Here is a 22613-nt window from a genome sequence, read left to right as displayed (position 1 = left end):
CACCGAGTGTTGGGGCAAGAGCCCTTTGCTTACTTTGGGGCTTTTCCAAAGTGAGTCGCTGTAAGAGCGAAATCATAAGCCGCCGTTACCTAAATAATGGATATGTACACAGACAGACCGCTATCGCAGGCAAGCCAGCCACAGTTGCCATCAAGGCAGCACGATATAGTCATTTTTCTGCACGATGGGCCGATGCGGGCCTTGCTCCAGATGAATGTAGCGCCCATCCACCAGATCAATCGGCAGGCAATCATCAATATCCATCACCGCATCGGTATGAGCCTGGCCCCAGTGCCGCAGCATCTGCTGCTTGCCCAGGGCTTTCGCCTCCCGGGTGTTGCGCGCCACCACCAGCAGGTAGTGATGGGCTTCACCAAACGCGTTGGCTTCATAACCACCCAGGTTGATGAAGTACAGGCGTTGGGCGCCGGCAGCCGGGGCCAGGTGGCTGAGCTGGATCTTCCAGCCGTCCACGCCATCCACCGCCATCCATGAATCAATGTGTACACCCTTGGGGCTGCCAAACCAGGCATCGCGCAATTGCGGGTAGGTGGCTTGCAGCGTCTCCGCTACGGCGAATACCACATCGTGCACTTCGATCCTGGCCCGTGGGTGCTTGCCCCCGAGCATGACGACAAACAGCATTGCACGTTCTTCCTGGCGACTTGGCAGGCGCCAACCATACTGCGATTGAACCCTTTTGTCCGGCCAATGCCACACTGTTTATCCGCGAATTCATCAGGAGGTTGTCATGCGTACCATTGATCTGGCCGGTGTTCCGGTCCCTGTTGTCGGTCAGGGCACCTGGCGCATGGGCGAGGACCCGAGCCAGCGCCGCGCCGAAGTCGCGGCCTTGCAACTGGGGATCGACGAGGGCATGACCCTGATCGATACCGCCGAAATGTACGGTGAAGGCGGCGCCGAGGAAGTGGTCGGCGAAGCCATTCGCGGCAGGCGCGACCAGGTGTTCCTGGTGAGCAAGGTGTACCCGCACAATGCCAGCCGCAAAGGCGTGCCACGGGCTTGTGATGCCAGCCTGCAACGCCTGGGCACGGACTACATCGACCTGTACCTGCTGCACTGGCGTGGCCAGTATCCCTTGGAAGAAACCGTCGAAGCTTTCGAGCGCTTGCGCGAAGCCGGCAAGATCGGCCGCTGGGGCGTGTCCAACTTTGATGTGGCAGACCTGCAGGAACTCGCCGCTCCCGCGTGTGCGACCAATCAGGTGCTGTACAACATTGAAGAGCGCGGCATCGAGTTCGACTTGCTGCCCTGGTGGCAACAGCACCATTTACCGTTGATGGCGTACTGCCCGATCGCCCAGGGCGGCGCGTTGCTGGCCAGCCCGACCCTCAAGCAGATCGCCCGCCGCCATGACGTCACCCCGGCGCAGGTGTCCCTGGCCTGGGTGTTGCGCCAGGACGGCGTGATCGCCATCCCCAAGGCCGTGACCCCCGAGCATGTGCGGCTTAACGCCCGCGCCGCACAGCTGGTGCTGGATGAACACGACCTGGAGGCCATCGACCGGGTGTTTGGTGCGCCGAAGCGCAAGCACCCGTTGGCGATGGTCTAGCCGGCTACGGGCGTGCGCCAGTCGTCCGAGCCGGACGTGCCGGCCACTTCGTGGGTCCAGACGATCTTGCGATAGGTGAAGTGCACGTCCTCCAGATGGGTGAAGTGCGCATTCGCCGGGTCCTGGCAATTGGGCATGCGGGACTGGATATCGACGATGGTCGCGCCTTCCAGCTCGATGGTGAAGTAGTGCTCCTGGGTGCCGGCCGAGGAGGTACGGAACCACTCCAGCCGGCACTTGACCTCTTCGCCCGCCGTGAGCGCGCTGAAGAGCAGTGGCGAGGACTTGTCGAAGATCTTGCTTATCATCAGGGGCTTGTGCACACGCTGCCCGGTGGGTTGGCCGGACTGCGGGTCACGGGGAATGATTACTTGATGGCTGAACGCCTGCACCAGGATCTGATCTTCGTGGCCTTCCTGGTAGATGTTGCCGACCGAATCCTGGGTAAACGTGCCTGCCGTAATCAAACCTTGTTTGACACCGGTGATGGAGAGATACGCGGGTGTTGGCATGTCGCTTTCCTTGCCTGGTTATTGAGAGGGTTCCACGCGGTGGAGGTTGCCGCGTGGGCAAGGCCCTATAACAAGAAGCGTGCCTGAAAGTGCAGGAGCTAATGAAATAAGGGGTGGTCGGTTAGTTCTGTATAAGTTGGCGGGTAGTTGGCCAGGCTTTTTGCAGGTATTGGCTCGGATTTACTGCGCATTAGTGTGCAATTAATTGCTCATCCGGTTGCGCTGCGCATTTAAATGGTTGGCGCATTTATTGACGACTTTCGAGTTGTTCAGGCTGCGCAAAAATTTGCGCATCGCCTTGTTTTATATGGGCTGTAGGATATTCCTTAAGCCCTGTTGCGTTGCTTGCCCAATGGTGTTGGCGTGGCTAAGGTTTGCGAACTTCGCGGCGATTCAGCGAAGTTGATGCGGCACGCTGATCTCGTGTTTAAAACGATGATTAGTTTGCCCGCCCTGCCTTTAATCGTCGTCTATGGCCGCGCATGATCTACTCCGATAAATTGCTGGATTATTACCTTGAGCTGGCGCGCTCGCCTTGCTCGCTGGCGAGTTTCGCCGGCAGCGACATGCGCTTTTCAAGTGAATATGAAGCCCTGGAGTTCGAGCTGGCCAAGGCGCAATCGCTACATGGCAGCGGCCAACCGGATTGGCAGAAGGTCAGGGACGTCGCCGAGGGTGTGTTGCGCCATCACTCAAAGGATTTGCGCGTCGCCGTGTGGTTGACCTGGGCACTGCATCAGTGCGAATCCTTCCCGGGGTTGCTCGCTGGCCTGGGGCTGCTGCGTTATCTCTGCCAGCAGCATTGGGGCGAGGTTTACCCCGCCAAGCCACGTACCCGCGCGGCAGCCTTTGGCTGGCTGGTGCTGCGTCTGGAGCCGCTGTGCCTGCAAAACCTGGCGCTGCACCCGCAACGTGCCTTGTTCCAAGCCATCCTTGAACACCTCACGCAGCTCGATGAATGCTGGTCTGCGCACCTGGGGGATGACGCACCGTTGTTGCTACCGGTGCGCCGGCAGTTGGCGGAGCATCTGGAGCGCGCGGCCCCTGAGCCCGGCGCAGTGGGCGCGGTGATTGCCCAGCTCAAGCACGCCACCAGCCAATTGCTCGCGCCGGAACCCGCAATCGACAGCGAAAAAGCCGCGCACAAACGGCTGCGTATCTTGCAGGAGCACGCCCGACCGCTCTGCGCCTGGTGGTTGCGTCAGGACGCCACCGACCTGCGCGCCCTGCGCCTGAGCCGCACCATGGCCTGGCTGACGCTGGTGGGCTACCCGGATGCCGACGGCGAACGCATCACCACCCTGCGTGGCCCCACGCCCGACAAACTCCAGCGCTATGGGGAACGCTTCGACAAAGGTCATTACGCCGACTTGTTGCTGGAGCTTGAAGCCAGCCTCGCGACGGCGATGTTCTGGTTCGATGGCCTGCGCCGCGTCTGGGAGTGCCTGGCCGCGTTGCAGGCAGAAGCGGCGATGGCCGAACTGGAGGCCGACTTCGCCCTGTTGCTCAAGCGCCTGCCGAACCTGCCCGAGCTGCGTTTTCACGACGGCGTGCCCTTTGCCGATGCGGCCACCCGTGACTGGATCACGCGCCATGTCGAACGCCATCTGCGCAAGCCCGAGCCGCCGAAGGTGGCCGTCGATACGGCGGCGCAGCCGTGGGAGAGCGCCTTGCAGCAGGTCATGCCCGTGCTGCGCAAGGACGGGCTCAAAGCCGCCGTCAACCAACTCAACCAAGGCGTGCGCACTGCCGTCAGCGAGCGGGAGCGTTTCCAGTGGCGCCTGGCCGTGGCGCGGTTGTGTGTGCTGGCCGGCAAACACGAGCTGGCGAAGGTCCAGCTCGAACAACTCGACCAAGAACTGCAACACGCCGGGCTCGAACGCTGGGAGCCGGCGTTGGCCCTGCAGGTCGCGCAATTGCTGTACCGCTGTTGCGACCTCCTGCCGCAAAGCCAGGCCGTGCGTGAACGCAAGGAAGACACCCATCGCAGGTTGTGCCGTTTCGATCTGGAAGCGGTACTTGAATAGGCTTTCGAGCCACAGGAAAAAGGAGAAACACCATGGCCAAAGAAGGGTCAGTTGCGCCTAAAGAGCGCATCAATATTACGTTCAAGCCCGCACTTGGCGGTGCTCAGGAAGAGGTCGAGCTGCCGTTGAAACTGCTGGTGCTGGGGGATTTCACCGGGCGCGAGGACTTGCGCAAGCTGGAAGACCGCAAACCCATCGGCATCGACAAGAACACCCTGGACGAAGTGCTCGCCAAACAGGCGTTGACGCTCACCCTCAGCGTGCCCAATCGCCTGCAGGACGAGGCCGACACCGAAGAACTGGCCATCGGGGTGCGCATCCACTCAATGAAGGATTTCAACCCCGCGAACCTGGTCGAGCAGGTCCCGGAGCTGCAAAAACTCATGGCCCTGCGGGAAGCGTTGATGGCGCTCAAGGGCCCGCTGGGCAATACGCCGAGTTTTCGCCACGCCATAGAACAGGTGCTGGCCGACGACGACTCCCGCACGCGGGTCTTGGCCGAGCTTGGGCTGAGTAGCCCTGACGCCTGATTTTTTTTCAGTAAAAGGACACTGATGCATGAGCACCCAAATACAGCCACAGCCCCTGCAAACCAGCGGCGAACGCAGCATCCTCGACGGCATCATCGCCCAGACCCTGCTGAACGCCGATGATGAGGCCTATGGCATTGCCAAGCGCGGTGTCGCCGCGTTTATCGCAGAGTTGGTCAAGCCGCATAACAGCGGTGAACCGGTGAAGAAACGCCTGGTGGACCGGATGATAAGCGAGATCGACACCAAGCTCAGCCGGCAAATGGACGAGATTCTCCACCACCCCGAGTTCCAGGCGCTGGAGGCGGCGTGGAGGGGCTTGCAGCTGCTGGTCGAGCGCACCGACTTCCGGGAAAACATCAAGATCGAGCTGTTGAATGTCGCCCGCCAGGACTTGCTCGACGACTTCGAGGACTCGGCGGAGATCACCCAGTCCGGCCTGTACAAACACATCTACAGCGCCGAATACGGCCAGTTTGGCGGCCAGCCCGTGGGCGCGATCATTGCCAATTACTACCTGTCGCCGAGCGCCCCAGACGTCAAGCTCATGCAGTACGCGTCCAGCGTTGCCTGCATGGCCCATGCGCCGTTTATCGCGTCTGCGGGGCCGGGTTTCTTTGGCCTCGAAAGCTTCACCGGGTTGCCGGACCTCAAGGACCTCAAGGACCATTTCGAAGGCCCGCAGTTTGCCAAATGGCAGAGCTTTCGCCAGAGCGAGGATGCGCGCTACATCGGCCTGACGGTGCCGCGATTCTTGCTGCGCACGCCCTATGATCCGCTCGAATGCCCGGTGAAGACCTTTGTGTATCAGGAGAACGTGGTCCACAGCCACGAACACTACCTGTGGGGCAATACCGCCTATGCCTTCGCCACGCGCCTGACCGACAGTTTTGCGCGGTTTCGCTGGTGCCCGAACATCATCGGCCCGCAAAGCGGCGGTGCGGTGGAGGACTTGCCGCTGCACCATTTCCACAGCATGGGCGAAATCGAAACCAAGATTCCCACCGAAGTACTGGTCTCCGACCGCCGTGAATACGAACTGGCCCAGGAAGGCTTCATCGCCCTGACCATGCGCAAGGGCAGTGACAACGCGGCGTTCTTTTCCGCCAGTTCGGTGCAGAAACCCAAGCACTTCGGCATCAGCGCCGAAGGCAAGGACGCGGAGTTGAACTACCGCCTGGGCACGCAGTTGCCGTACATGATGGTGGTCAACCGCCTGGCGCACTACCTCAAGGTCTTGCAGCGCGAACAGCTGGGCTCGTGGAAGGAGCGGACCGACCTGGAGCTGGAGCTCAACAAGTGGATTCGCCAGTACGTCGCCGACCAGGAAAACCCCAGTGCCGAAGTGCGTGGGCGCCGCCCGTTGCGGGCCGCGCGGGTTGTCGTCAGTGACGTGGAAGGCGAACCCGGCTGGTATCGCGTCAACCTGAGCGTGCGCCCGCACTTCAAGTACATGGGGGCGGATTTCACCCTGTCCCTGGTCGGCAAGCTCGACAAAGCATGAGTGTCGATCACCGTAGCCTGTTCGAGCGCCTCGAACAGGCGCTGCCCACTCATGCATCCCAGGTGGCCTGCATCGCCGTCCATCTGGGGAAAATGCTCAGCACCCGTGCCGGCAGCGTGCAGACCCGGCCGGACTACGGCTTGCCCGACTTCAACGACATGGGTTGCAGCCTGCATGAATCGTTGAGCCAGTCACGGCGGCAGATCGAGGGTTTTATCCAGGCTTGCGAGCCACGGCTGGCGAATGTCCACGTCAGGCTGTTGCCCCGTGATCGCGACCCCTTGGTCCTGGCGTTTGTGATTGACGCGCTGTTGACCGTCAACGGTATCACCCAGCCTGTCGCGTTCCGCGCACAGCTGGGTGAGGCCGGGCGGGTCGAGGTGCTGCCCGATGGCCTTTAACCGCTATTACCAAAGTGAACTCAGCGCCCTGCGCCAGCTGGGGCGGCGCTTCGCTGAGCGCAACCCGGCCCTGGCGCCGTTTCTCGCCGATGCCGGGCAAGACCCGGATGTGGAGCGGTTGCTGGAAGGCTTTGCGTTCCTCACCGGGCGCCTGCGCCAGAAGCTGGACGATGAACTGCCCGAGCTGAGCCATTCGCTGATGCAGTTGTTGTGGCCCAACTATATGCGGCCGCTGCCGGCCTTCAGCATCTTGCAGTTCGACCCGCTCAAGCACGCCGGGCCGGGCGTCGAGGTGGCGCGGGATACGGCGGTGGAAAGTGTGGTGGTGAATGGCGCACGTTGCCGTTTCCGCACCTGCTACACCACCCGGGTCATGCCGCTGCAGATCGCCGCGCTGGACTACGTGGCCAGTGGCAAGCGCGGGTTATTGAGCCTGCGCCTGGACATGAGCGCCGAGGGTGATTTCAGCATGCTGGCCGTCGACGCCCTGCGCCTGCATCTGGCGGGCGACCGCTATATCAGCCAAGGCTTGTACCTCAGCCTGCTGCGTCATCTGGAGCATATCGAACTGCTGCCGTTGGACACTGACGGGGTGCCGCTCAACGGCGCGGACGGGCAGGCGCTGGTGTTGCGACTGCGCCCGGAGCAGGTACAAGCCGTCGGGTTTGCCGAAGATCAAGCGTTGATCCCTTATCCGCAAAACACCTTTCGCGGCTATCGCCATTTGCAGGAGTACTTCGTCTTTCCCGAGAAGTATCTGTTTGTCGATATCGCCGGGCTTGATGTCGTGCACACGTTACCCACGCCCGTGCTCAAAGCCACCCGCAGCCTGTTGCTGCGCTTTGCCCTCGATATTCGCGGGCACGCGCCGCAGCCGCCGACCCTGGACAACGTGAAGCTGTATTGCACGCCCATCGTCAACCTGTTCCAGCACGACGCGGTGCCGATCCGGCTGGACGCCCGGCAGGACGAGTACCTGCTGTTGCCGGGGGAATATGCCCCCGGTACTGCCAGTGTGTTTTCCGTGGACACGGTGACCGGCTGGCGGCCGGGGGGCTTGGGCTACCAGGCCTATGTGCCGTTCGAATCCTTTGAACATGAGGGGGATGCGGCGAGCTATACCGTTCGCCAGCGTGCCTCGGCGCAGCATGACGGGTTGGACACCTGGCTGGTCATGGGCCACGGCCATGCGCAGGAAACACTGTCGGTCGAGCTGACCTGCACCAACCACAACCTGCCACGGCAACTGCAGGTGGGCGATATCCGCCAGGCCTGCGAGCAGACCCCGGAATTTGTCACGTTCCGCAATATCAGCGTGCCGACCCCCAGCTTCGCGCCGCCCCTGGACCAGGACTTCCTCTGGAAGCTCATCAGCCACATGTCGCTCAACTACCTGTCGCTGACCGATATCAACGCGCTCAAAGTGATCCTCGAAACCTACGACCTGCCGCGTTATCACGACCGGCAGGCGCAGAAAGTCAGCCGGCGCCGCCTCGATGCATTGCGTTCGATCCGCCACGAAGCGGTCGACCGCCTGCACCACGGCCTGCCATTGCGTGGGTTGCGCGTCGACCTGTGCATCGAGCCCCAGGGCTTTCTCGGCCAAGGTGAAGTGTTTGTGTTCGCCTCGGTCCTCAATGAGTTTTTCGCACTGTACGCCAGCCTCAACTCGTACCACGAACTGCGCGTGGTCAGCACACAAGGAGATGTGTACCTATGGCCACCCCGGATGGGCCAACAACCCCTGCTTTAACCATGCTCACCCGCACCATTCGCGAATACTCGCTGTACCAGGCGGTGCTGCAGGTGATCGGCCACTTGCGCGTCGCCCATCCGGTGCTGGATGAGGACGCGCTGTACGACCAACTGGAGTTTGTCGCCAACCCAGGCCTTGGCTTTCCCGGGCAGGACATTGACCGTGTGGAGTTCTTCAGCGAACACGGGCAACTGCGTGCGCGCCTGCGCCTGAATGTGCTCGGCTTGTTTGGCGCGGGTTCGCCGCTGCCGGCGTTCTACGGCGAACAGGCCTGCGCCGAGCAAACAGGTGGCAACGCGACGCGGGATTTTCTCAACCTGTTTCAGCACCGCCTGCAACGGTTGCTGCTGCCGATCTGGCGCAAATACCGCTATTACGCGCGGTTTCGCAGCGGCGCCGGCGATGCCTTTTCCGAGCAGATGTTTGCGTTGGTGGGCCTGGGCGGGCAGGCGATACGCGAGGTGACGCAACTCGATTGCAAGCGCTTGCTGCCGTACCTCGGGCTGTTGAGTTTGCGCGCACATTCGGCGGCCCTGGTCGAGACGGTGCTGCGTTACTACTTCAAGCACGACCGACTGTTCATCGAACAGTGGGTGGCGCGCAACGTGTCGATTGTGCCGCCGCAGCGCAACCGTTTGGGCCTTGCCAACCATGGGCTGGGCCGGGACCTGGTGCTGGGCGAACGTGTCGCTGACCGTGGCGGCAAATTCCGGGTGCATATCGTTGGGCTCGATTGGCTGCGCTTTCACGAATTCCTGCCGTTCGGCACGGGTTACCCGGCGTTGTGCGCCTTGGTGCGGCTGACCGTGCGCGATCCGCTGGCCTATGACCTGCGCCTGGTGTTGGCCGCAGGCGAGATCCGCGCGTTGCATATCGGCGCAGGCAATGAGTGTCGCCTGGGCTGGACCACTTGGCTGGCGCACGAGCGCGCCGACGGCGCAGTCACGCTGGCCGGCAATGTTCAATAGGGATCAAGGGTGATGATGAATATCGATTTGCAACAACTGATCCAGGCCTTGACCGCCCGCACGCGCGGCGACCTGGAGCGCGCCGCCGAGCGGTGTGTCAACCGTGGTGGCCGGGAAGTGTTGGTGGAAGATCTGCTGCTGGTCCTGTTGGAATATCCCGGCGGTTTGCTGGACAAGGCCCTGCAGGACGCCGGGGTGCCCGCGAGTGAACTGCAGGCCGTGCTGCAACCCAAGAGCGAACAGCATGCGACGCGCAATCCCGTGTTCGCCCAACCCCTGGTGCGCTGGTTGCAGCAAGCTTCGATGGTCGCCCATGTCGAACTGGGGCGGCCCGAGGTCGATCACGGCGCATTGCTGCTGGCGCTGTTGCGCCACCCGCTGGAGCATGCGGGCAGCGCCTATCAGCGCTGCCTGGCACGCCTGGATGTGGCGCGCGTACGCGACTTCATCCTGAGCCAAGCCCCTGCCGCCGGGCACGCTGTGGCGGGCTCGATGCTGCACCGTTTTACCCATGACCTGACGCAACAGGCCCGTGACGGGCGGATCGACCCGGTGCTGTGTCGCGACGGGGAAATCCGCCAGTTGATCGACATCCTGATGCGCCGGCGCAAAAACAACCCGATCCTGGTCGGCGAAGCCGGCGTGGGCAAAACCGCCGTCGTCGAAGGGCTGGCCTTGCGCGTGGTCGCCGCGCAGGTGCCGGCCCCGCTCAAGGCGGTGCGCCTGTTGAGCCTGGACATGGGCTTGCTGCAAGCCGGTGCGAGCCTGCAGGGTGAATTTGAACGGCGCCTCAAGGGTTTGATTGACGAGGTCCAGGCTTCGCCCCAGGCGGTGATCCTGTTTGTCGATGAAGCGCATACCCTGGTAGGGGCGGGTGGTCCGGCAGGTGGCAGCGATGCGGCCAATCTGCTCAAGCCGGCATTGGCCCGAGGTGAGCTGCGGACCATCGCGGCCACCACCTGGTCGGAGTACAAACGGCACATCGAAAAAGACCCGGCCTTGTCCCGGCGTTTTCAGCCGGTGCTGGTCAACGAACCCAGCGTTGGCGACGCGGTGTCGATCCTGCGCGGGCTGGTGCCGGTGTATGAGGCCAGCCATGGCGTGTACGTGCGTGACGACGCGGTGGTCGCCGCTGCGCAGCTGAGCGCGCGTTACCTGGCGGGGCGCCAGTTGCCGGACAAGGCCGTGGATCTGCTGGATACGGCGTGCGCCAGGCTGCGCACACAACTGGCGATGCCAGCTGAGGCGGCGCAGCAGTTGCACGCCGAGCGCGCAGAAGCCCGCCGTGAACAGTGGGCGTTGACCCGGGACGCCGACGCCGGGCTGCCGGTCGACGAGGGGGCCTTGCACGGCGTCAACCAGCGCGTGGAGGCCATCGAACAGGCGTGTGCGGCGTTGCCGCAGGTCGAGCAGCCGGCGATCAACGCCGAAGTCTGTCCGCGCCTGATCGCTGAAGTGGTCAGCGCCTGGACCGGCATCCCGGTGGCACAGATCGCCCAGGAACACAGTGCAAAAGTCATGGCTTTCGCCGACGCCTTGCGCGCGCGCATCCTTGGCCAGGAACACGCCGTGCAGGCCCTCGACCGCAACCTGCGGGCGGTCGCGGCGGGGCTCAACCATGCCGACGCGCCGGTGGGCGTGTTCCTGTTGGTCGGCCCCAGCGGCGTGGGCAAGACCGAAACCGCGTTGGCCCTGGGGGACCTGTTGTATGGCGGCGAGCGTTTTGTGACCACCCTCAATATGTCCGAGTATCAGGAGCAGCACTCGCTGGCGCGCCTGATCGGTGCGCCGCCTGGCTATGTGGGCTACGGCGAAGGCGGCGTGCTCACGGAGGCGGTGCGCCAGCGCCCGTATTCGGTGATCCTGCTCGATGAGGTCGAGAAGGCCGACCCGGAGGTGTTGAACCTGTTTTACCAGGTCTTCGACAAGGGCCGCGCCAATGATGGCGAGGGCCGGCCAATCGACTTTCGCAATACGCTGATCCTGATGACGTCCAACCTCGCCAGCGAGCACATCGGCGCGCTGTGCGCCGACGGCCAACGGCCCGCCATCGAGGCGCTGCACGCGGCGATCCAGCCGGTGCTGCGGGCGCACTTCAAACCGGCGTTGCTCGCGCGCATGCGCGTGGTGCCGTATTACCCGATTGCCGGCGCAGTGCTGCATGACGTCGCCCGCCTCAAGCTTGGGCGCCTGGGCCAGCGCTTGCAGCCACGCAAACTGGCGTTCACCTACACCGCTGAACTGGTCGCGCACATGGCTGAGCGCTGCCTGCATGCCGACAGCGGCGCCCGTTACATCGACCAATGGATCGAGGGCCAGATACTGCCGCAGATCGCGGATCGGCTGCTGCATGCCCTGTCGGCTGGCGAATGCCTCGCCCACGTCCACGCGCGGTTGGACGCGAACGGCGCGCCGGTCTGTGAGTTCAGCCAATGACGCAGACGTTATTCAGCCAACTGCCGCAACCCCTGGCCTACGCCGAAACCCTGCTGGGCTGGATCAGCCGCCTGGGGCTTGAACACGATGAAAGCCGCTTGCCGCACCTGTGCGTGGCCGCGGCCGCGCAGCTGAGTGAGTGTGAACTCAGCCAATTGTATTGGCGGGATGAAACGAGCGGGCGGCTGGTGCTGATTGCCCAGCATTCACGCGCTCCACAGCCGGTGGGCGACAGGGACTTCCAGCACGAGCAACTGTTGCAGTGTGTCGTGAGCCGGCGCATCGCCCTGTGCCTCGACGCTGTGCACAGCAGTGTCTATGACTGCGGGTTCCTGCCCGGAGCGTTGGCACCCTGGCGTGCGTTGACTTGCGTGCCGCTGCTGAACCCGCGCCAGGCAATCAGCGGTGTGTTGCTGTGCGCCAGCCAACGCCCGGCGGCGCTGGCTGGCTACACGGCATCGCTGGCGCAACTGGGCAGCTTTACCCTAAATCAACGGGCGCTGTTGCGACGGACACAGCCTGTTCACACCGCTGCGCCACCCAAGACCAACGCACCCGCGATCAACGCTTATGGCCTGATCGGTAACAGCGCAGCCATGGCAGACACCTGCCGCTTGATCGGCAAGGTCCTGCATACCCCTTACACCGTCTTGCTGCGCGGTGAAACCGGCACGGGCAAGGAAGTGGTGGCGCGCGCCATTCACGCCAGCGGCCCGCGCAGGGCCCAGGCATTTGTGGTGCAAAACTGCGCCGCGTGTCCGGAAGGGCTGCTGGAAAGCGAGTTGTTTGGCTATCGCAAAGGTGCGTTCACCGGCGCCGACCGCAACCACGCCGGACTGTTTGACGCCGCGCACGGCGGCACGCTGCTGCTCGATGAAATCGGCGACATGCCGCTGGCCTTGCAAGCCAAGTTGCTGCGGGTGTTGCAGGAAGGCGAGGTGCGCCCGCTGGGGGCCAGCAGTGCGCATAAGGTCGATGTGCGCATCATCGCTGCCACCCATCGTGACCTCGCGGCCATGGTGGCCGCGGGCAGTTTTCGCGAAGACCTGTACTACCGCCTGGCGCAGTTCCCTATCGAACTGCCCGCCCTGCGTGCGCGGGACGGCGATGTGCTGTTACTGGCCCGGCACTTCGCCGACAACGCCTGCACGATGCTGGGCAAGGCGCCGGTGGCGTGGTCAGGCGCCGCCGTCGATCAACTGTCGAGCCACGGCTTTCCGGGCAATGTGCGCGAACTCAAGTGCCTGGTGGAGCGCGCGGTGTTGCTGAGTGACGACGGCGTGATCCTGCCGACGCACCTTTCGCTGGAGCCCGGCTCGCCGGTGGCGGTGGTCGAGGCCACGCTGCGCCAGCGCCTGGAACGGGTCGAGCGGGTGTTCCTGATCGATTGCCTGCACAAGAACCGTGGCAACCGAACGCGCACGGCGCGTGAGTTGGGGCTCGCGCGGCGCACGCTGCTGTATCGCCTTGCTCGCCTGAACATTCCCCTTGGCGATGCCCAGGCGGAACGCTGAATGAAACCTTTAGGGAGATACCCCATGCCTGATCGTTGGTGGCGAGCCATGGTGCTTGCGGTTTTTTTACTGGGCGGCTGCAACGCCAATTACGTCTTTGATGACGGTGACTACCGCCCGCTGGGCGATCCACAGGTTAGCCGTCGTGGCCAGTGAGTCGGGGAGGTCATCCATGCAGTTAGTGTTAGAGGTTTGCGGCGGCGGCCACGCCGTACCATTGGCCCACAAGGTGTTTGCTGGCGCCGGCGGTGTGATCGGGCGGGGCAGCGGGTGCGATTGGGTGATCCCCGACGCCAGCCGTGTGTTGTCTAGCCACCATGGCCTGGTCAGCTACCGTGACGGCGGTTATTTCCTCACCGATATCAGCAGTAACGGTATCGGTGTGGCGGGCAGCGCCGAACGCTTGCGCCGGGGGCAGCCGTGGCCGATTCACGATGGCAACGTATTCGAACTGGGGCCGTTGGCGATACGCGCGCGGTTGATGGCGCCGCTGCAGTCGTTCGCCGAGCCTGTGCCGATTCCCGACGACGGGTTCCTGGCGCCGGCCCCGCTGCCGTTGATCGCGGATGCGTGGGTGGCTGACGACGCGCCCCAACCCTGCACGGAGCAGGGTACGCCGCAGTGGGACCACCTGCTGACGCCGACCCTCACCGCACCCGAAGCCGCTGCGCCGCTGCCCGTGGCAACTGAGGCGCCGAGCAACGACGCGTTCTGGGCGCACTTCGCCGAGGCGCTGGGCATCCGTATGCACACGCTCGACACCCCGCGCCGCGAGGCATTGGCGATCAAGGTCGCGAGCTTGCTCAAGCACACCCTCGATGACGTGCACCAGTGCCTGCGCACCCAAGAGGCACTGAAAGGCGAGTTGCACCTGGCGCCGCTCGACAGCCATTTTCAAGGGCACGAGGCCCTGCAGGACATGCACCTGCTGTTGGGGGATGGCGCAGTGGGCGAACTGCCCGCGCAACAGGTCGTGAGCCAGGCGTTCCGCGACCTGCAAGCCCATCAAGTGGCGATGCTGGCGGCATGCCGGGCCGCCGTGCGGGGGGCACGCCAGGCGTTTGCGCCGGACCAGCTGCAACGCTGTTTTGTACGCCAGGGTAAACCGCCAAGGTTCTTGAGGGATGGCGCGCATTGGCGTGCGTATCAACGGTATTACCAGCAGTTGATTGACGACGAGTCGTCGGCCGAGCCCACGCTTGGCCGTGATTTTCTCGCCGCCTACACCGATCAGGTGCGCCTGATCGCGACTTTGCACGCGGGCTACCCAGGATGACGTCCATGTATCGAACTTCCCTGGCGAGCCTGCTGGCAATGCTGCTGGCAGGTTGCAGCGCCTTGTCGCCGTTTTCGTCGCTGACCAAGCTGGACCTGACGCTGGCCGCCGGCGAGCGGCTCAACCCGGACCTGCATGGCCGTCCTTCGCCGGTGGTGGTGCGCCTGATCGAATTGCGGCATCCGGTGGCTTTTGAAAACAGCGACTTTTTCAGCCTTTACGAGCGCGCAGAACAGGTGCTGTCCAAGGATTGGGTGAGCGCTGAAGAACTGGAACTGCGCCCGGGTGAACGCCAGCTACTCAAGCTCAGCGTTGAGCCACACAGCCGCTACGTGGGGGTACTGGCGGCCTATCGAGACCTCCCGCACGTGCAATGGCGCTGGGTGCTGCCCGTCCCCCCGCAGCGGCGTACGCAGGCCGAGCTGGTGCTGGACGAAACGGGTATACGCCAAGCCGGCGTGGGGGAGGGTTGAGATGCTGGTTCATAAAGTCGTCTGGCAAGAAGGCATGCTCTTGCGGCCTCAGCACCTGCAATACAACGATCGCCACTACCAGCAGCAGCTCAGTTGGACCCGCCTGCTGGTCCCGGACGCCTGGGGCTTCTTGAGCCTGGCGATGGATTTGCAGTACTTGCACCTGGGCAAGATCGTGGTCAGCCAGGCCAGTGGCGTGCTGCCGGATGGCAGCCTGTTCGAGCTGGGCGCCGGGACGCCACCGCTGGTCGTGCAAGTCGCGGCCAACACCGGCATGCAAGGGATCTACCTGGCCTTGCCAGTGGCCAGTGGCACACCGGTCGAAACCCGGCGGCCGGAGCAGGTCGATGTGTTGGCGCGTTATGTCAGCTGTGAAGTGCTGGCACCGGATTCCAACGCCGGCAGTGAGTCCCACTGTCGGCTCGATTGTGCCCGCCCGGACCTGCGCCTGGTCGCCGGGGAGCAACACAGTGACCAGACGTTGGTCACGCTCCAGGTCGCCCAGGTGATGGCGTGCACCAGCGAAGGGGGCGTGACCCTGGATTCGGACTTCAGCCCGACCTTCATCTACCTCCAGCAATACGGTTACCTGGCATCCTGCCTGAGTGAAGTGGTCAGCCTGCTGGCCAGCCGTGGCGAGGCGCTTGCCACGCGAATCCGGGGCAACGGCGGCGCCCCGGGGACGCAGATCGGTGATTTCCTCATGCTGCAGTTGATAAACCGCACCGAACCTGTGCTGCGCCATTACGCGCACCAGTCCCAGGTACGCCCGGAGACCTTGTACCGCGAGCTGTTGGCCCTCCTCGGCGAGTTATCGACCTTCGCCAGTGACAGCAAGCGTTGCCAGCTGCAACTGCAGTACCAGCACAGCGATCAGCGTGCGAGCTTTCGCGGGCTGATGGAGGCTATTCGCAGCCTGCTGTCGATGGTGCTGGAGCAACAGGCGATTGAATTGCCCTTGCAGGCGCGACAGTACGGGGTGTTGGTGTGCCCGGTCAGCGAGCTGAAACTGCTTGGTGTGGCGACGTTCGTCCTCGCCGCGAGTGCCCAGTGCGACGGCGACACCTTGCGTACACGCCTGCCGGCCCACCTGAAGATCGGCGCCGTGGAGCGGATTCGCGAGCTGGTCAACCTGCACTTGCCGGGTCTGCGCCTCAAGCCGCTGCCGGTGGCGCCGCGGCAGATCCCGTTCCATGCCGACAAAACCTACTTCTTGCTTGAACTCAGTGCCCGTGACATCGCGCAGCTGGAGCAATCGGGCGGCTTTGCCTTCCATGTCAGCGGCGAGTTTGCCGAGCTGCAGCTGAACTTCTGGGCCATCAGGAATTGAATGCCATGACCATGGATACCGAATACCCGCCCGATGAAAAAACCATCCTGCTTGACCGTGACGGTCATGGGCCGGCTCAGCGCGCAATGACGGACCACCCATCGCCGCCGCGTTTCGAACAGTTGGCCGACCGGATGATCTACGCCGCGCGCTTGCCGGGTGCGCATCGCTTCAACGTGGGGCTCAATACGTTGGTGGCGGCGGCCTGGCCAGTACTGGCCGAGGCCGCTCGGCTCAAGGGTCGGGTCGGGCGCGAAAGCCTGGGCGCCCTGAACGAGCGCCTGGTGTCGGCGATCACGCAGTTCGAGCACCGCGCCTTGCATGAGGGTGTAGAGAACGCCGAGGTCAACACGGCACGCTACGTGTTGTGTGCGGTGCTGGATGAGGCAGTGGTCACGGCGCAGTGGGACAGTCACGGCGACTGGTCGAAGATCAGCCTGTTGAGCCGCTTTCACCATGAAACCTTGGGCGGCGAAAAGTTTTTCACCTTGCTGGAGCGACTGTCCCGCGATCCGCTCAAGCAGGTGGCAATGCTGGAGCTGATGTACCTGTGCCTGGCGATCGGCTTCGAAGGCAAATACCGCGTGGTGGAGCGCGGTGTGGTGCAGCTCGAAGCCGTGCGCGACGGCCTGTATCGACAGATCCGGCATGTGCGCGGTGACCCGCCGCCATCGGTGCCAGCGCCTGTGCTGCGCAGGCGCAACCGGCGAATGCGCGTGCTTTCCACACCGTGGCTGGCGGTGTGTGTGCTGGCCTGTCTGCTGGCCCTGTACACGGGGTTTGCCTGGGTCCTGGGCAACGAGCGCGTGAGGGCACTGGAACCCTTTCATCCTATGGCGCCGGCCCTGGCTCGGACGCCCTTGTAACGCTGGGAGCAATGAATGAACGCATTCTTCAAGGGCGCGGGTATTGTGCTGCGTCGGGTTTGGGTTTGGAGCCTGCTGCTGGTGCTGTTGGGCGCCGGCCTGGTGTGGTTTTTCGGGCCGTTGCTGGCGGTGGATGACTATCGCTTCTGGCAGGGCGCGACGGCACGCCTATCGACGATCAGCAGCCTGTTCCTGCTCTGGGGGCTGGCAACGGTCTGGCTGGGTGGGCGTCGTGTCGTGGCGTCGAACACGCCTGAATGCCAGGCCCGGCACGCACAGAAAAGCCGGCTTGAAGACGAGCGGCGCCACGTGTGCGCCCGCTTCAAGGAAGCCGAGCAGGCCCTGGCGACGGCACCGCGCTACGGCACCCGCCGCAAGCGTTGGCGCCATGCGCTGCCGTGGTATGTGCTGTTGGGCGAGGAGGGCAGTGGAAAAACCAGCCTGTTAATCGCGAATGGGTTGCAAGCCCCCCTTGATCGCCGTGATGCACCGCCAGCCGGGCGCAGCGCGTTCTGCGACTGGTATTTTGCCGACACGGCGGTGCTGATCGACACGCCCGGCCGTTACCTGTCCCAACCGGACGGTACGTCCGATGCGGCGGGATGGGCGACGTTGCTGGGCTTGCTCAGGACGCGGCGCAGGGCCAGCCCGCTGGGCGGCGTGGTGGTGACGTTGTCGGTGCAGACCTTGCTCGCCAGCCACGAGCACGACCTCGACCTGCATGCCCGCCAGGTGCATGGCCGTTTGCAGGAGATCCAGCAGACGCTGCATGTGGATGTGCCCATCTATCTGGTGCTGACCCACGCGGACCGTTTGCCGGGTTTTGCCGAGTATGTCGATACACCCGAGGTGCAAGCGACCCTCGGCGTGTTGGGTCAACCGTTGGCCGTTGGCACCGCGGGGGACGATGGGGGCCTGGTGCGCCAGGCATTCGAGGCCCTGCTGCAACGCATGAGCGGTGAGCTGATTACCCGTTTGCATCAGGAACGCAACGTGGAGCGGCGTGCGCGCATGCTGGAGTTGCCGTCACACATGGCGCGGATGGGCGAGCGTTTGTGCGTGTTCATCGAGACGGCGTTCCGCGCTCATCGTTCCCCGCGTATCAACGGTGTGCGCGGCTTTTACCTGACGTGCGCGGGCGATGCACGGGCGCAGGGCGTGCCGGAGCTGTTCCGCCAGGTCATCCTTGCCGAAGCCGACCTCGCCGGTCTGCATGCCAGGGAACGCCGGCGCCTGCGTTGGCGCCAGGGCGGGTTGTGCCTGGCGGCGTTGTTGCTGCTGGGGGCGGGCGCGGCCCTGTGGATGCACAGTTACACGGTCAATCATCAGCGCCTCGGGCAACTGCATGAGTTGGCCCACGGGTCCGCAGCCGATGCGACAGAGACCGACCACACCCTGGTTGTCCTGGCGCAATTGGACCGGCGTTTTGCCGCCACCCAGGTGTTCCCGGCCAAGGGCGCTGCCCGGTTGGTGGAGCGCGCGGGCCTGTACCAGGGCGACCTGAGTGCGCCGGTGGTGGCGAGTGCCTACGAGCGCGCCTTGCTCCAGCAGTTGCTGCCGGCCGTTGTCGCGCTGCTGGAAGAACAGGTGCAGGGCAGCCTGGCAGACCGCGAGCGGTTGCTCGACGCCCTGCGTGGGTACCTGATGCTGACGCTGCGCGAACGGCGAGAGAACAGCTGGCTGGCCGAGCGTGTCGCGCAAGGCTGGTCCGCGTGTTATGCCGGTGCGGCTGCGATACAGGAACGCCTGAATGCACACGTGGCGCGGCTGCTGGCGTTGCCGTTCGCGGCGCCGCTCAATGATGCCCTGGTGGCCCAGGCACGCCAGGTGTTGCGCGGTGAACCGTTGGCCGACGTGGTCTACCGGGTACTGCGTGAACAGGCGCGTGATCTGCAACCCTTGCGCCTGGCCGAGGGCGCGGCGTTTGCCGGCGTCGATCCGCCCATTCCCGGCTTTTACACCCAGCGCTTCGTGCAGGGTTTCGATGTACAAGGGCCTCGGCTGGTGAATGCCATTGCGCAGGACAACTGGGTACTGGGCGAGAGCGCCGACCTCAGCGCGTTGGCGTTGCGCCGATTGATGCTGGCTTTGGAGCAGCGCTATTTCAGCGAGTACGCCGATGTCTGGAGCCGCGCCCTGGGCCGGGTTCGACGGGCGGCGAGTGACGACCTGAAGCAGGACGCCGCACGGCTGGCGAGTGTGACGTCGGCCCGTTCGCCCCTGGTGCTGCTGTTGCAGCAGGTGCGGGAAAACACCCTGCTCGCAGCCCCGTTGCCGATGGCCGAAGACTCCCCGCGGCGCACGTTGCAGCGGCGGTTTGAGGCGCTGCACCAGTTGCTGGATGAGCAGCAGAACCCCGGCGCCGAGCTGACCCGGGCCTTGGGCGTGCTGGATGAACTGCACCTGCAACTGCTTGCCTTGAACCGCGACGGATCGGCCGGGCAGGCCGCGTTCCTGCGGGTCAAACGGCGCATGGAAGGGCAACCGGACGTGCTGGGCACACTGCGTGACGTCGCAGCGCGCTTGCCGCAGCCGCTGTCGGGCCTGTTCGAGGGCATGGCCGACGACAGCTGGCAGCATTTGCTGGAGGCCGCCTACGTGTACGTCAATCAGCGTTATCAGAGCGAGGTCTACGGGGTTTACGCCCAGGCGATCCGTCAGCGTTACCCGTTCAATGCCCACGCCGCCAGCGACGTCGCCCTGAGTGATTTCCAGGCGTTCTTCAAGCCGCAAGGCGTGATGGCGCGTTTCCATGACAGCTATCTGCGGCCTTTCGTCAGCGCCGAGGGCGGGCGTTATCGTCTGCGTAGCCTGGACGGGCGCAGCCTGCCGATGACACGCGGGATGCTCGATCATTTGAGCAAGGCCCAGCTTATCCGCCGCAGCTTTTTTAGCGAGGGCGGGGACGACCTGCAGGTGCGGTTTACCTTGGCGCCCTACAGCCTCGACCAGGCGGTCAATCGGGCCGTGTTGCGCCTGGGTGAGCGGCAGTTGGAGTATCGCCACGGGCCTATCGTGCCGATGGTGTTTCACTGGCCTGATGAGGCCGAAAACGGTCGCAGCAGCCTGGTACTGGAACGGGGCACGGAGCGGCCATTGGGGCTGGAAAAAAACACCGGTGCCTGGTCGTGGTTTCGCCTGGTGGATCTGTTGCAGAGCGAACCGGCCAGTGGTCGCGACGGGCACTTGCTCAAGGCCGACCTGGCCGGTTTGCGCGCCAACTTCCTGCTGACCAGCCAACGCACGCCCAGCCCGTTCCCGTTGGCGGATTGGCGCACGTTCCGTTTGCCGGAGCAGTTATGAACCGCGAACCCGCGCCTTGGCACAGTGCCGGGCGCACCCAGCGTGGCAAGGTCCGTGCGCGCAATGAAGATGCCTTTTTGGACCGCCCGCAGAGCGGTTGCTGGGCGGTGGCGGACGGGATGGGCGGGCATCGCGCGGGCGATGTCGCCAGCCAAGCGGTGATTGCCAGCCTGGCCGCGTTGCACGACCACGGCCCGCTGGACCAGCGGGTCGCGGCGCTGCGCCGGTGCCTGCACCGGCTGGATCGGCACCTGGACCTTGAAGGCCGGCACGGCACGATCGGCAGTACGGTGGTGGCGTTGTTGGTGGAGGGGCAGCGCGCCGCCTGTGTGTGGGCGGGAGACAGCCGTTGTTACCTGTGGCGTGCGCAGTGCCTGTACCAGTTGTCGCGAGACCATTCGGTGCTTGAGCGACTGATGGCCGAGCAGCAATTGAGCCGCGAGCAGGCACAGGCCCACCCGGACGCCCGGGCGCTGACCCGTGCGGTCGGTGGGCGTGAGCCGTTGAGCCTGGAGGTACTCGAACTCGACACGCGCCCCGGCGATGTATTCCTGTTGTGCAGTGACGGCCTGTACCAGGCGCTCAGTCACCGGGAATTGGGCGACGCCTTGAGCCAGGGCACGCCGCAGCAGGTGGTGGAACGCTTGTTTGCCCTGGTGTGGCGCGGGCCCGCACGGGATGACCTGACGGCGGTGGTGGTGCAGCCATGACCGAGGCGAAGATCGCCCCTGGCCCGCTTGCCGGGCGTTATCACCTGGAGCGGGTGCTCGGTACGGGTGGCATGGGCGTGGTGTATCGCGCCCGCGACTTGCTGCACGAGCAATTTGGCGAGCCCTGTTCGCGTGTGGCGTTGAAGGTGGTGGGCGAGGGCCTTGCCCAGTCCAGTGATGCCCATGTGTTGTTGTTCAGCGAGTTTGCCGTGACCCGCAGCCTGCACCATGAGCGGATCGTGCGGGCGTTTACCTTTGAGGTCGATACCCCGCGCGAGGTCGCCTTTTTCACCATGGAGTTGCTGCCGGGCCTGACCCTGGACCGGTTGCTGCTGGAATGCCCTGGCGGCGTGCGCTGGCCGCAGTTGCAAGCGCTGGCGGTGCAGGTGCTCGACGCGCTGGTGTACGCCCATGGGCAGGGCGTACTGCACGGCGATTTGAAGCCGGGCAATGTCATGGTGGACGAGGCGGGCATCCGCTTGTTCGACTTTGGCTTGGGCCAGGGTGAGGGGTTGCCGCAGTTGAGTCGTGACCGTTTCAGCGCGTGGACACCCGCGTACGCCGCCCCGGAAATGGCCGACGGTGGCGCGCTGACCCCGGCGGCGGACCTCTACGGCGTGGCGTGCATGTTGTACGAATTGGCGGAGGGCGGGCGCCCCGCCGAGCGCCAGCCCCTCAAGCCGCGCAGGCTCCCCAGGCAATGCTGGCCGGCACTCAAGACCGCGTTGGCCGTGGACCCGGAGCGTCGTGCCATCAGCGTCGCCGAATTGCGTGAAGCATTGGCCCGCACCCCGTGGCGCTGGTGCCTGTAGCGGCTTGGTCACTGCACCAGGTCATGCAATTGGCAATACTCAGGCCAGCTCAACCCGGCCATTTGTGCCACCTCTTTATGCACTTCCAGCCGCTGAGTCGCGAAGTCTTCAGGCGATTGCGCCGTCAGCTTGAGCGTCAACTCCCAGGCAAACAGGCCCAGGCGCTCCGCTTCGGCTTCGAAGGCTTCATGCAGGCGTTCGGCGCGGTACTGCGCCAGGGTTTCGCCCTTGGCCTGGGCGGCGAGGGGGTTGAGGGTGTCGAGTTGCGTGACGACATCCGGGTGTTCGTTCAAGAAGCGGTCCAGCGCGCGCTGGTGGTTATCGCCGGGTTGGGACAAAGGGTCACTCCAAATAGAAAAGGCTTCACGCGCGGCTGCGATGTCGGCGCCGGGCTTTTTTGCGCAGGCCGCGCTGGATGGCGTTGCGTATCGGCTCAAGCAAAAACAGCAGCAAGTAAGCCATCAGCACGATGACCAGGTCCATCGAGCTGTCGCTCAACGGCCCGGTCAATTGCTCCACGGCGTCCTTGATTATCAACAACAAAGAAACACCAGCGACCCACAGCAACACATTGAGCAACAGCGGGCGTACGCCCGTTGAAGGTTTGTCTTGCATGTTCAAC

21 protein-coding genes are annotated in these 22613 nt (G+C 64.2%); 17 read left to right on the top strand and 4 right to left on the bottom strand.

The genetic code is table 11. The annotated features are described in order from the left end of the window. Window positions 1-150: 150 nt before the first annotated feature. Window positions 151-645, bottom strand: a complete 495-nt coding sequence (locus NUV89_RS09530) for a DUF1543 domain-containing protein (protein ID WP_257781085.1) — start codon at window positions 643-645, stop codon at window positions 151-153. A gap of 106 nt (window positions 646-751) precedes the next feature. On the opposite strand from NUV89_RS09530, the gene NUV89_RS09525 reads away from it, so the two are divergent. Continuing rightward, window positions 752-1573 (top strand): aldo/keto reductase, encoded by an 822-nt coding sequence (locus NUV89_RS09525; RefSeq protein ID WP_017737019.1) that lies wholly within the window; start codon window positions 752-754, stop codon window positions 1571-1573. Here NUV89_RS09525 and NUV89_RS09520 read toward each other — a convergent pair. Beyond that, window positions 1570-2085 carry an Hcp family type VI secretion system effector gene (locus NUV89_RS09520; RefSeq protein WP_017737018.1) on the bottom strand — a complete coding sequence of 172 codons (516 nt, stop codon included), beginning with the start codon at window positions 2083-2085 and terminating at the stop codon, window positions 1570-1572. The two genes, NUV89_RS09525 and NUV89_RS09520, sit on opposite strands and share 4 nt — an antisense overlap. Before the next feature lie 482 nt (window positions 2086-2567). Between NUV89_RS09520 and tssA the strand changes: the two genes are divergently transcribed. Genes tssA through NUV89_RS09440 form a run of 16 tightly spaced genes read left to right on the top strand, consistent with a single transcriptional unit; the run spans window position 2568 to window position 21991 of the window. Further along, a complete protein-coding gene (gene tssA / locus NUV89_RS09515) occupies window positions 2568-4112 on the top strand; it encodes a type VI secretion system protein TssA (protein ID WP_257781084.1) in 1545 nt (514 codons plus the stop codon). 32 nt (window positions 4113-4144) lie between these two features. Then, complete coding sequence (gene tssB / locus NUV89_RS09510) at window positions 4145-4642, top strand: type VI secretion system contractile sheath small subunit (RefSeq protein WP_257781083.1); 498 nt, start codon at window positions 4145-4147, stop codon at window positions 4640-4642. 28 nt (window positions 4643-4670) lie between these two features. Then, on the top strand, window positions 4671-6146 hold the full coding sequence (tssC, locus tag NUV89_RS09505; RefSeq protein WP_257781082.1) for a type VI secretion system contractile sheath large subunit: 1476 nt from the start codon (window positions 4671-4673) through the stop codon (window positions 6144-6146). Continuing rightward, the gene (gene tssE / locus NUV89_RS09500) at window positions 6143-6547 is read left to right on the top strand and encodes a type VI secretion system baseplate subunit TssE (RefSeq protein WP_257781081.1); all 405 of its coding nucleotides are present in this window, start codon (window positions 6143-6145) and stop codon (window positions 6545-6547) included. Before tssC ends, tssE begins: the two co-directional genes overlap by 4 nt. Beyond that, a complete protein-coding gene (gene tssF, locus NUV89_RS09495; protein ID WP_257781080.1) occupies window positions 6537-8300 on the top strand; it encodes a type VI secretion system baseplate subunit TssF in 1764 nt (587 codons plus the stop codon). The genes tssE and tssF overlap by 11 nt, the downstream gene beginning before the upstream one ends. Then, complete coding sequence (gene tssG / locus NUV89_RS09490; protein WP_257781079.1) at window positions 8264-9271, top strand: type VI secretion system baseplate subunit TssG; 1008 nt, start codon at window positions 8264-8266, stop codon at window positions 9269-9271. The genes tssF and tssG overlap by 37 nt, the downstream gene beginning before the upstream one ends. Before the next feature lie 12 nt (window positions 9272-9283). Then, window positions 9284-11707, top strand: a complete 2424-nt coding sequence (locus NUV89_RS09485; RefSeq protein WP_257781078.1) for an AAA family ATPase — start codon at window positions 9284-9286, stop codon at window positions 11705-11707. Further along, window positions 11704-13221, top strand: a complete 1518-nt coding sequence (locus NUV89_RS09480; RefSeq protein ID WP_257781077.1) for a sigma-54-dependent Fis family transcriptional regulator — start codon at window positions 11704-11706, stop codon at window positions 13219-13221. The genes NUV89_RS09485 and NUV89_RS09480 overlap by 4 nt, the downstream gene beginning before the upstream one ends. A 24-nt stretch (window positions 13222-13245) precedes the next feature. Next, a complete protein-coding gene (locus NUV89_RS09475; RefSeq protein WP_257781076.1) occupies window positions 13246-13377 on the top strand; it encodes a type VI secretion protein in 132 nt (43 codons plus the stop codon). A 16-nt stretch (window positions 13378-13393) separates the two neighbouring features. Continuing rightward, a complete protein-coding gene (locus NUV89_RS09470) occupies window positions 13394-14497 on the top strand; it encodes a type VI secretion system-associated FHA domain protein (protein ID WP_257781075.1) in 1104 nt (367 codons plus the stop codon). Window positions 14498-14502: 5 nt separating this feature from the next. Continuing rightward, on the top strand, window positions 14503-14970 hold the full coding sequence (gene tssJ / locus NUV89_RS09465) for a type VI secretion system lipoprotein TssJ (RefSeq protein ID WP_257781074.1): 468 nt from the start codon (window positions 14503-14505) through the stop codon (window positions 14968-14970). 1 nt (window position 14971) lies between these two features. Then, window positions 14972-16300: a type VI secretion system baseplate subunit TssK gene (tssK, locus tag NUV89_RS09460; protein WP_257781073.1), complete on the top strand. Its 1329-nt coding sequence runs from the start codon at window positions 14972-14974 to the stop codon at window positions 16298-16300. 5 nt (window positions 16301-16305) lie between these two features. Beyond that, entirely contained in the window at window positions 16306-17166 is an 861-nt protein-coding gene (gene icmH, locus NUV89_RS09455; protein WP_257781072.1) for a type IVB secretion system protein IcmH/DotU, read from the top strand. Between the two features lie 15 nt (window positions 17167-17181). Further along, window positions 17182-20469, top strand: coding sequence for a type VI secretion system membrane subunit TssM (gene tssM, locus NUV89_RS09450; protein ID WP_257781071.1), 3288 nt, complete (start codon window positions 17182-17184; stop codon window positions 20467-20469). Continuing rightward, complete coding sequence (locus NUV89_RS09445; protein WP_257781070.1) at window positions 20466-21179, top strand: PP2C family serine/threonine-protein phosphatase; 714 nt, start codon at window positions 20466-20468, stop codon at window positions 21177-21179. Before tssM ends, NUV89_RS09445 begins: the two co-directional genes overlap by 4 nt. Then, window positions 21176-21991 carry a serine/threonine-protein kinase gene (locus NUV89_RS09440; protein WP_257781069.1) on the top strand — a complete coding sequence of 272 codons (816 nt, stop codon included), beginning with the start codon at window positions 21176-21178 and terminating at the stop codon, window positions 21989-21991. The genes NUV89_RS09445 and NUV89_RS09440 overlap by 4 nt, the downstream gene beginning before the upstream one ends. An 8-nt stretch (window positions 21992-21999) precedes the next feature. On the opposite strand, the gene NUV89_RS09435 is transcribed toward NUV89_RS09440, so the two are convergent. Together NUV89_RS09435 and NUV89_RS09430 are read right to left on the bottom strand one after the other, a co-directional pair. Further along, the gene (locus NUV89_RS09435; protein WP_257781068.1) at window positions 22000-22329 is read right to left on the bottom strand and encodes a DUF6388 family protein; all 330 of its coding nucleotides are present in this window, start codon (window positions 22327-22329) and stop codon (window positions 22000-22002) included. Window positions 22330-22354: 25 nt separating this feature from the next. Next, window positions 22355-22606 (bottom strand): hypothetical protein, encoded by a 252-nt coding sequence (locus tag NUV89_RS09430; protein ID WP_257781067.1) that lies wholly within the window; start codon window positions 22604-22606, stop codon window positions 22355-22357. Between the last annotated feature and the right edge of the window lie 7 nt (window positions 22607-22613).

Source organism: Pseudomonas sp. 18.1.10 (assembly GCF_024655625.1).
Classification (GTDB): domain Bacteria; phylum Pseudomonadota; class Gammaproteobacteria; order Pseudomonadales; family Pseudomonadaceae; genus Aquipseudomonas.
Note: the sequence above shows the minus strand (reverse complement) of the source record. Positions and strands in the feature narration are given on the sequence as shown.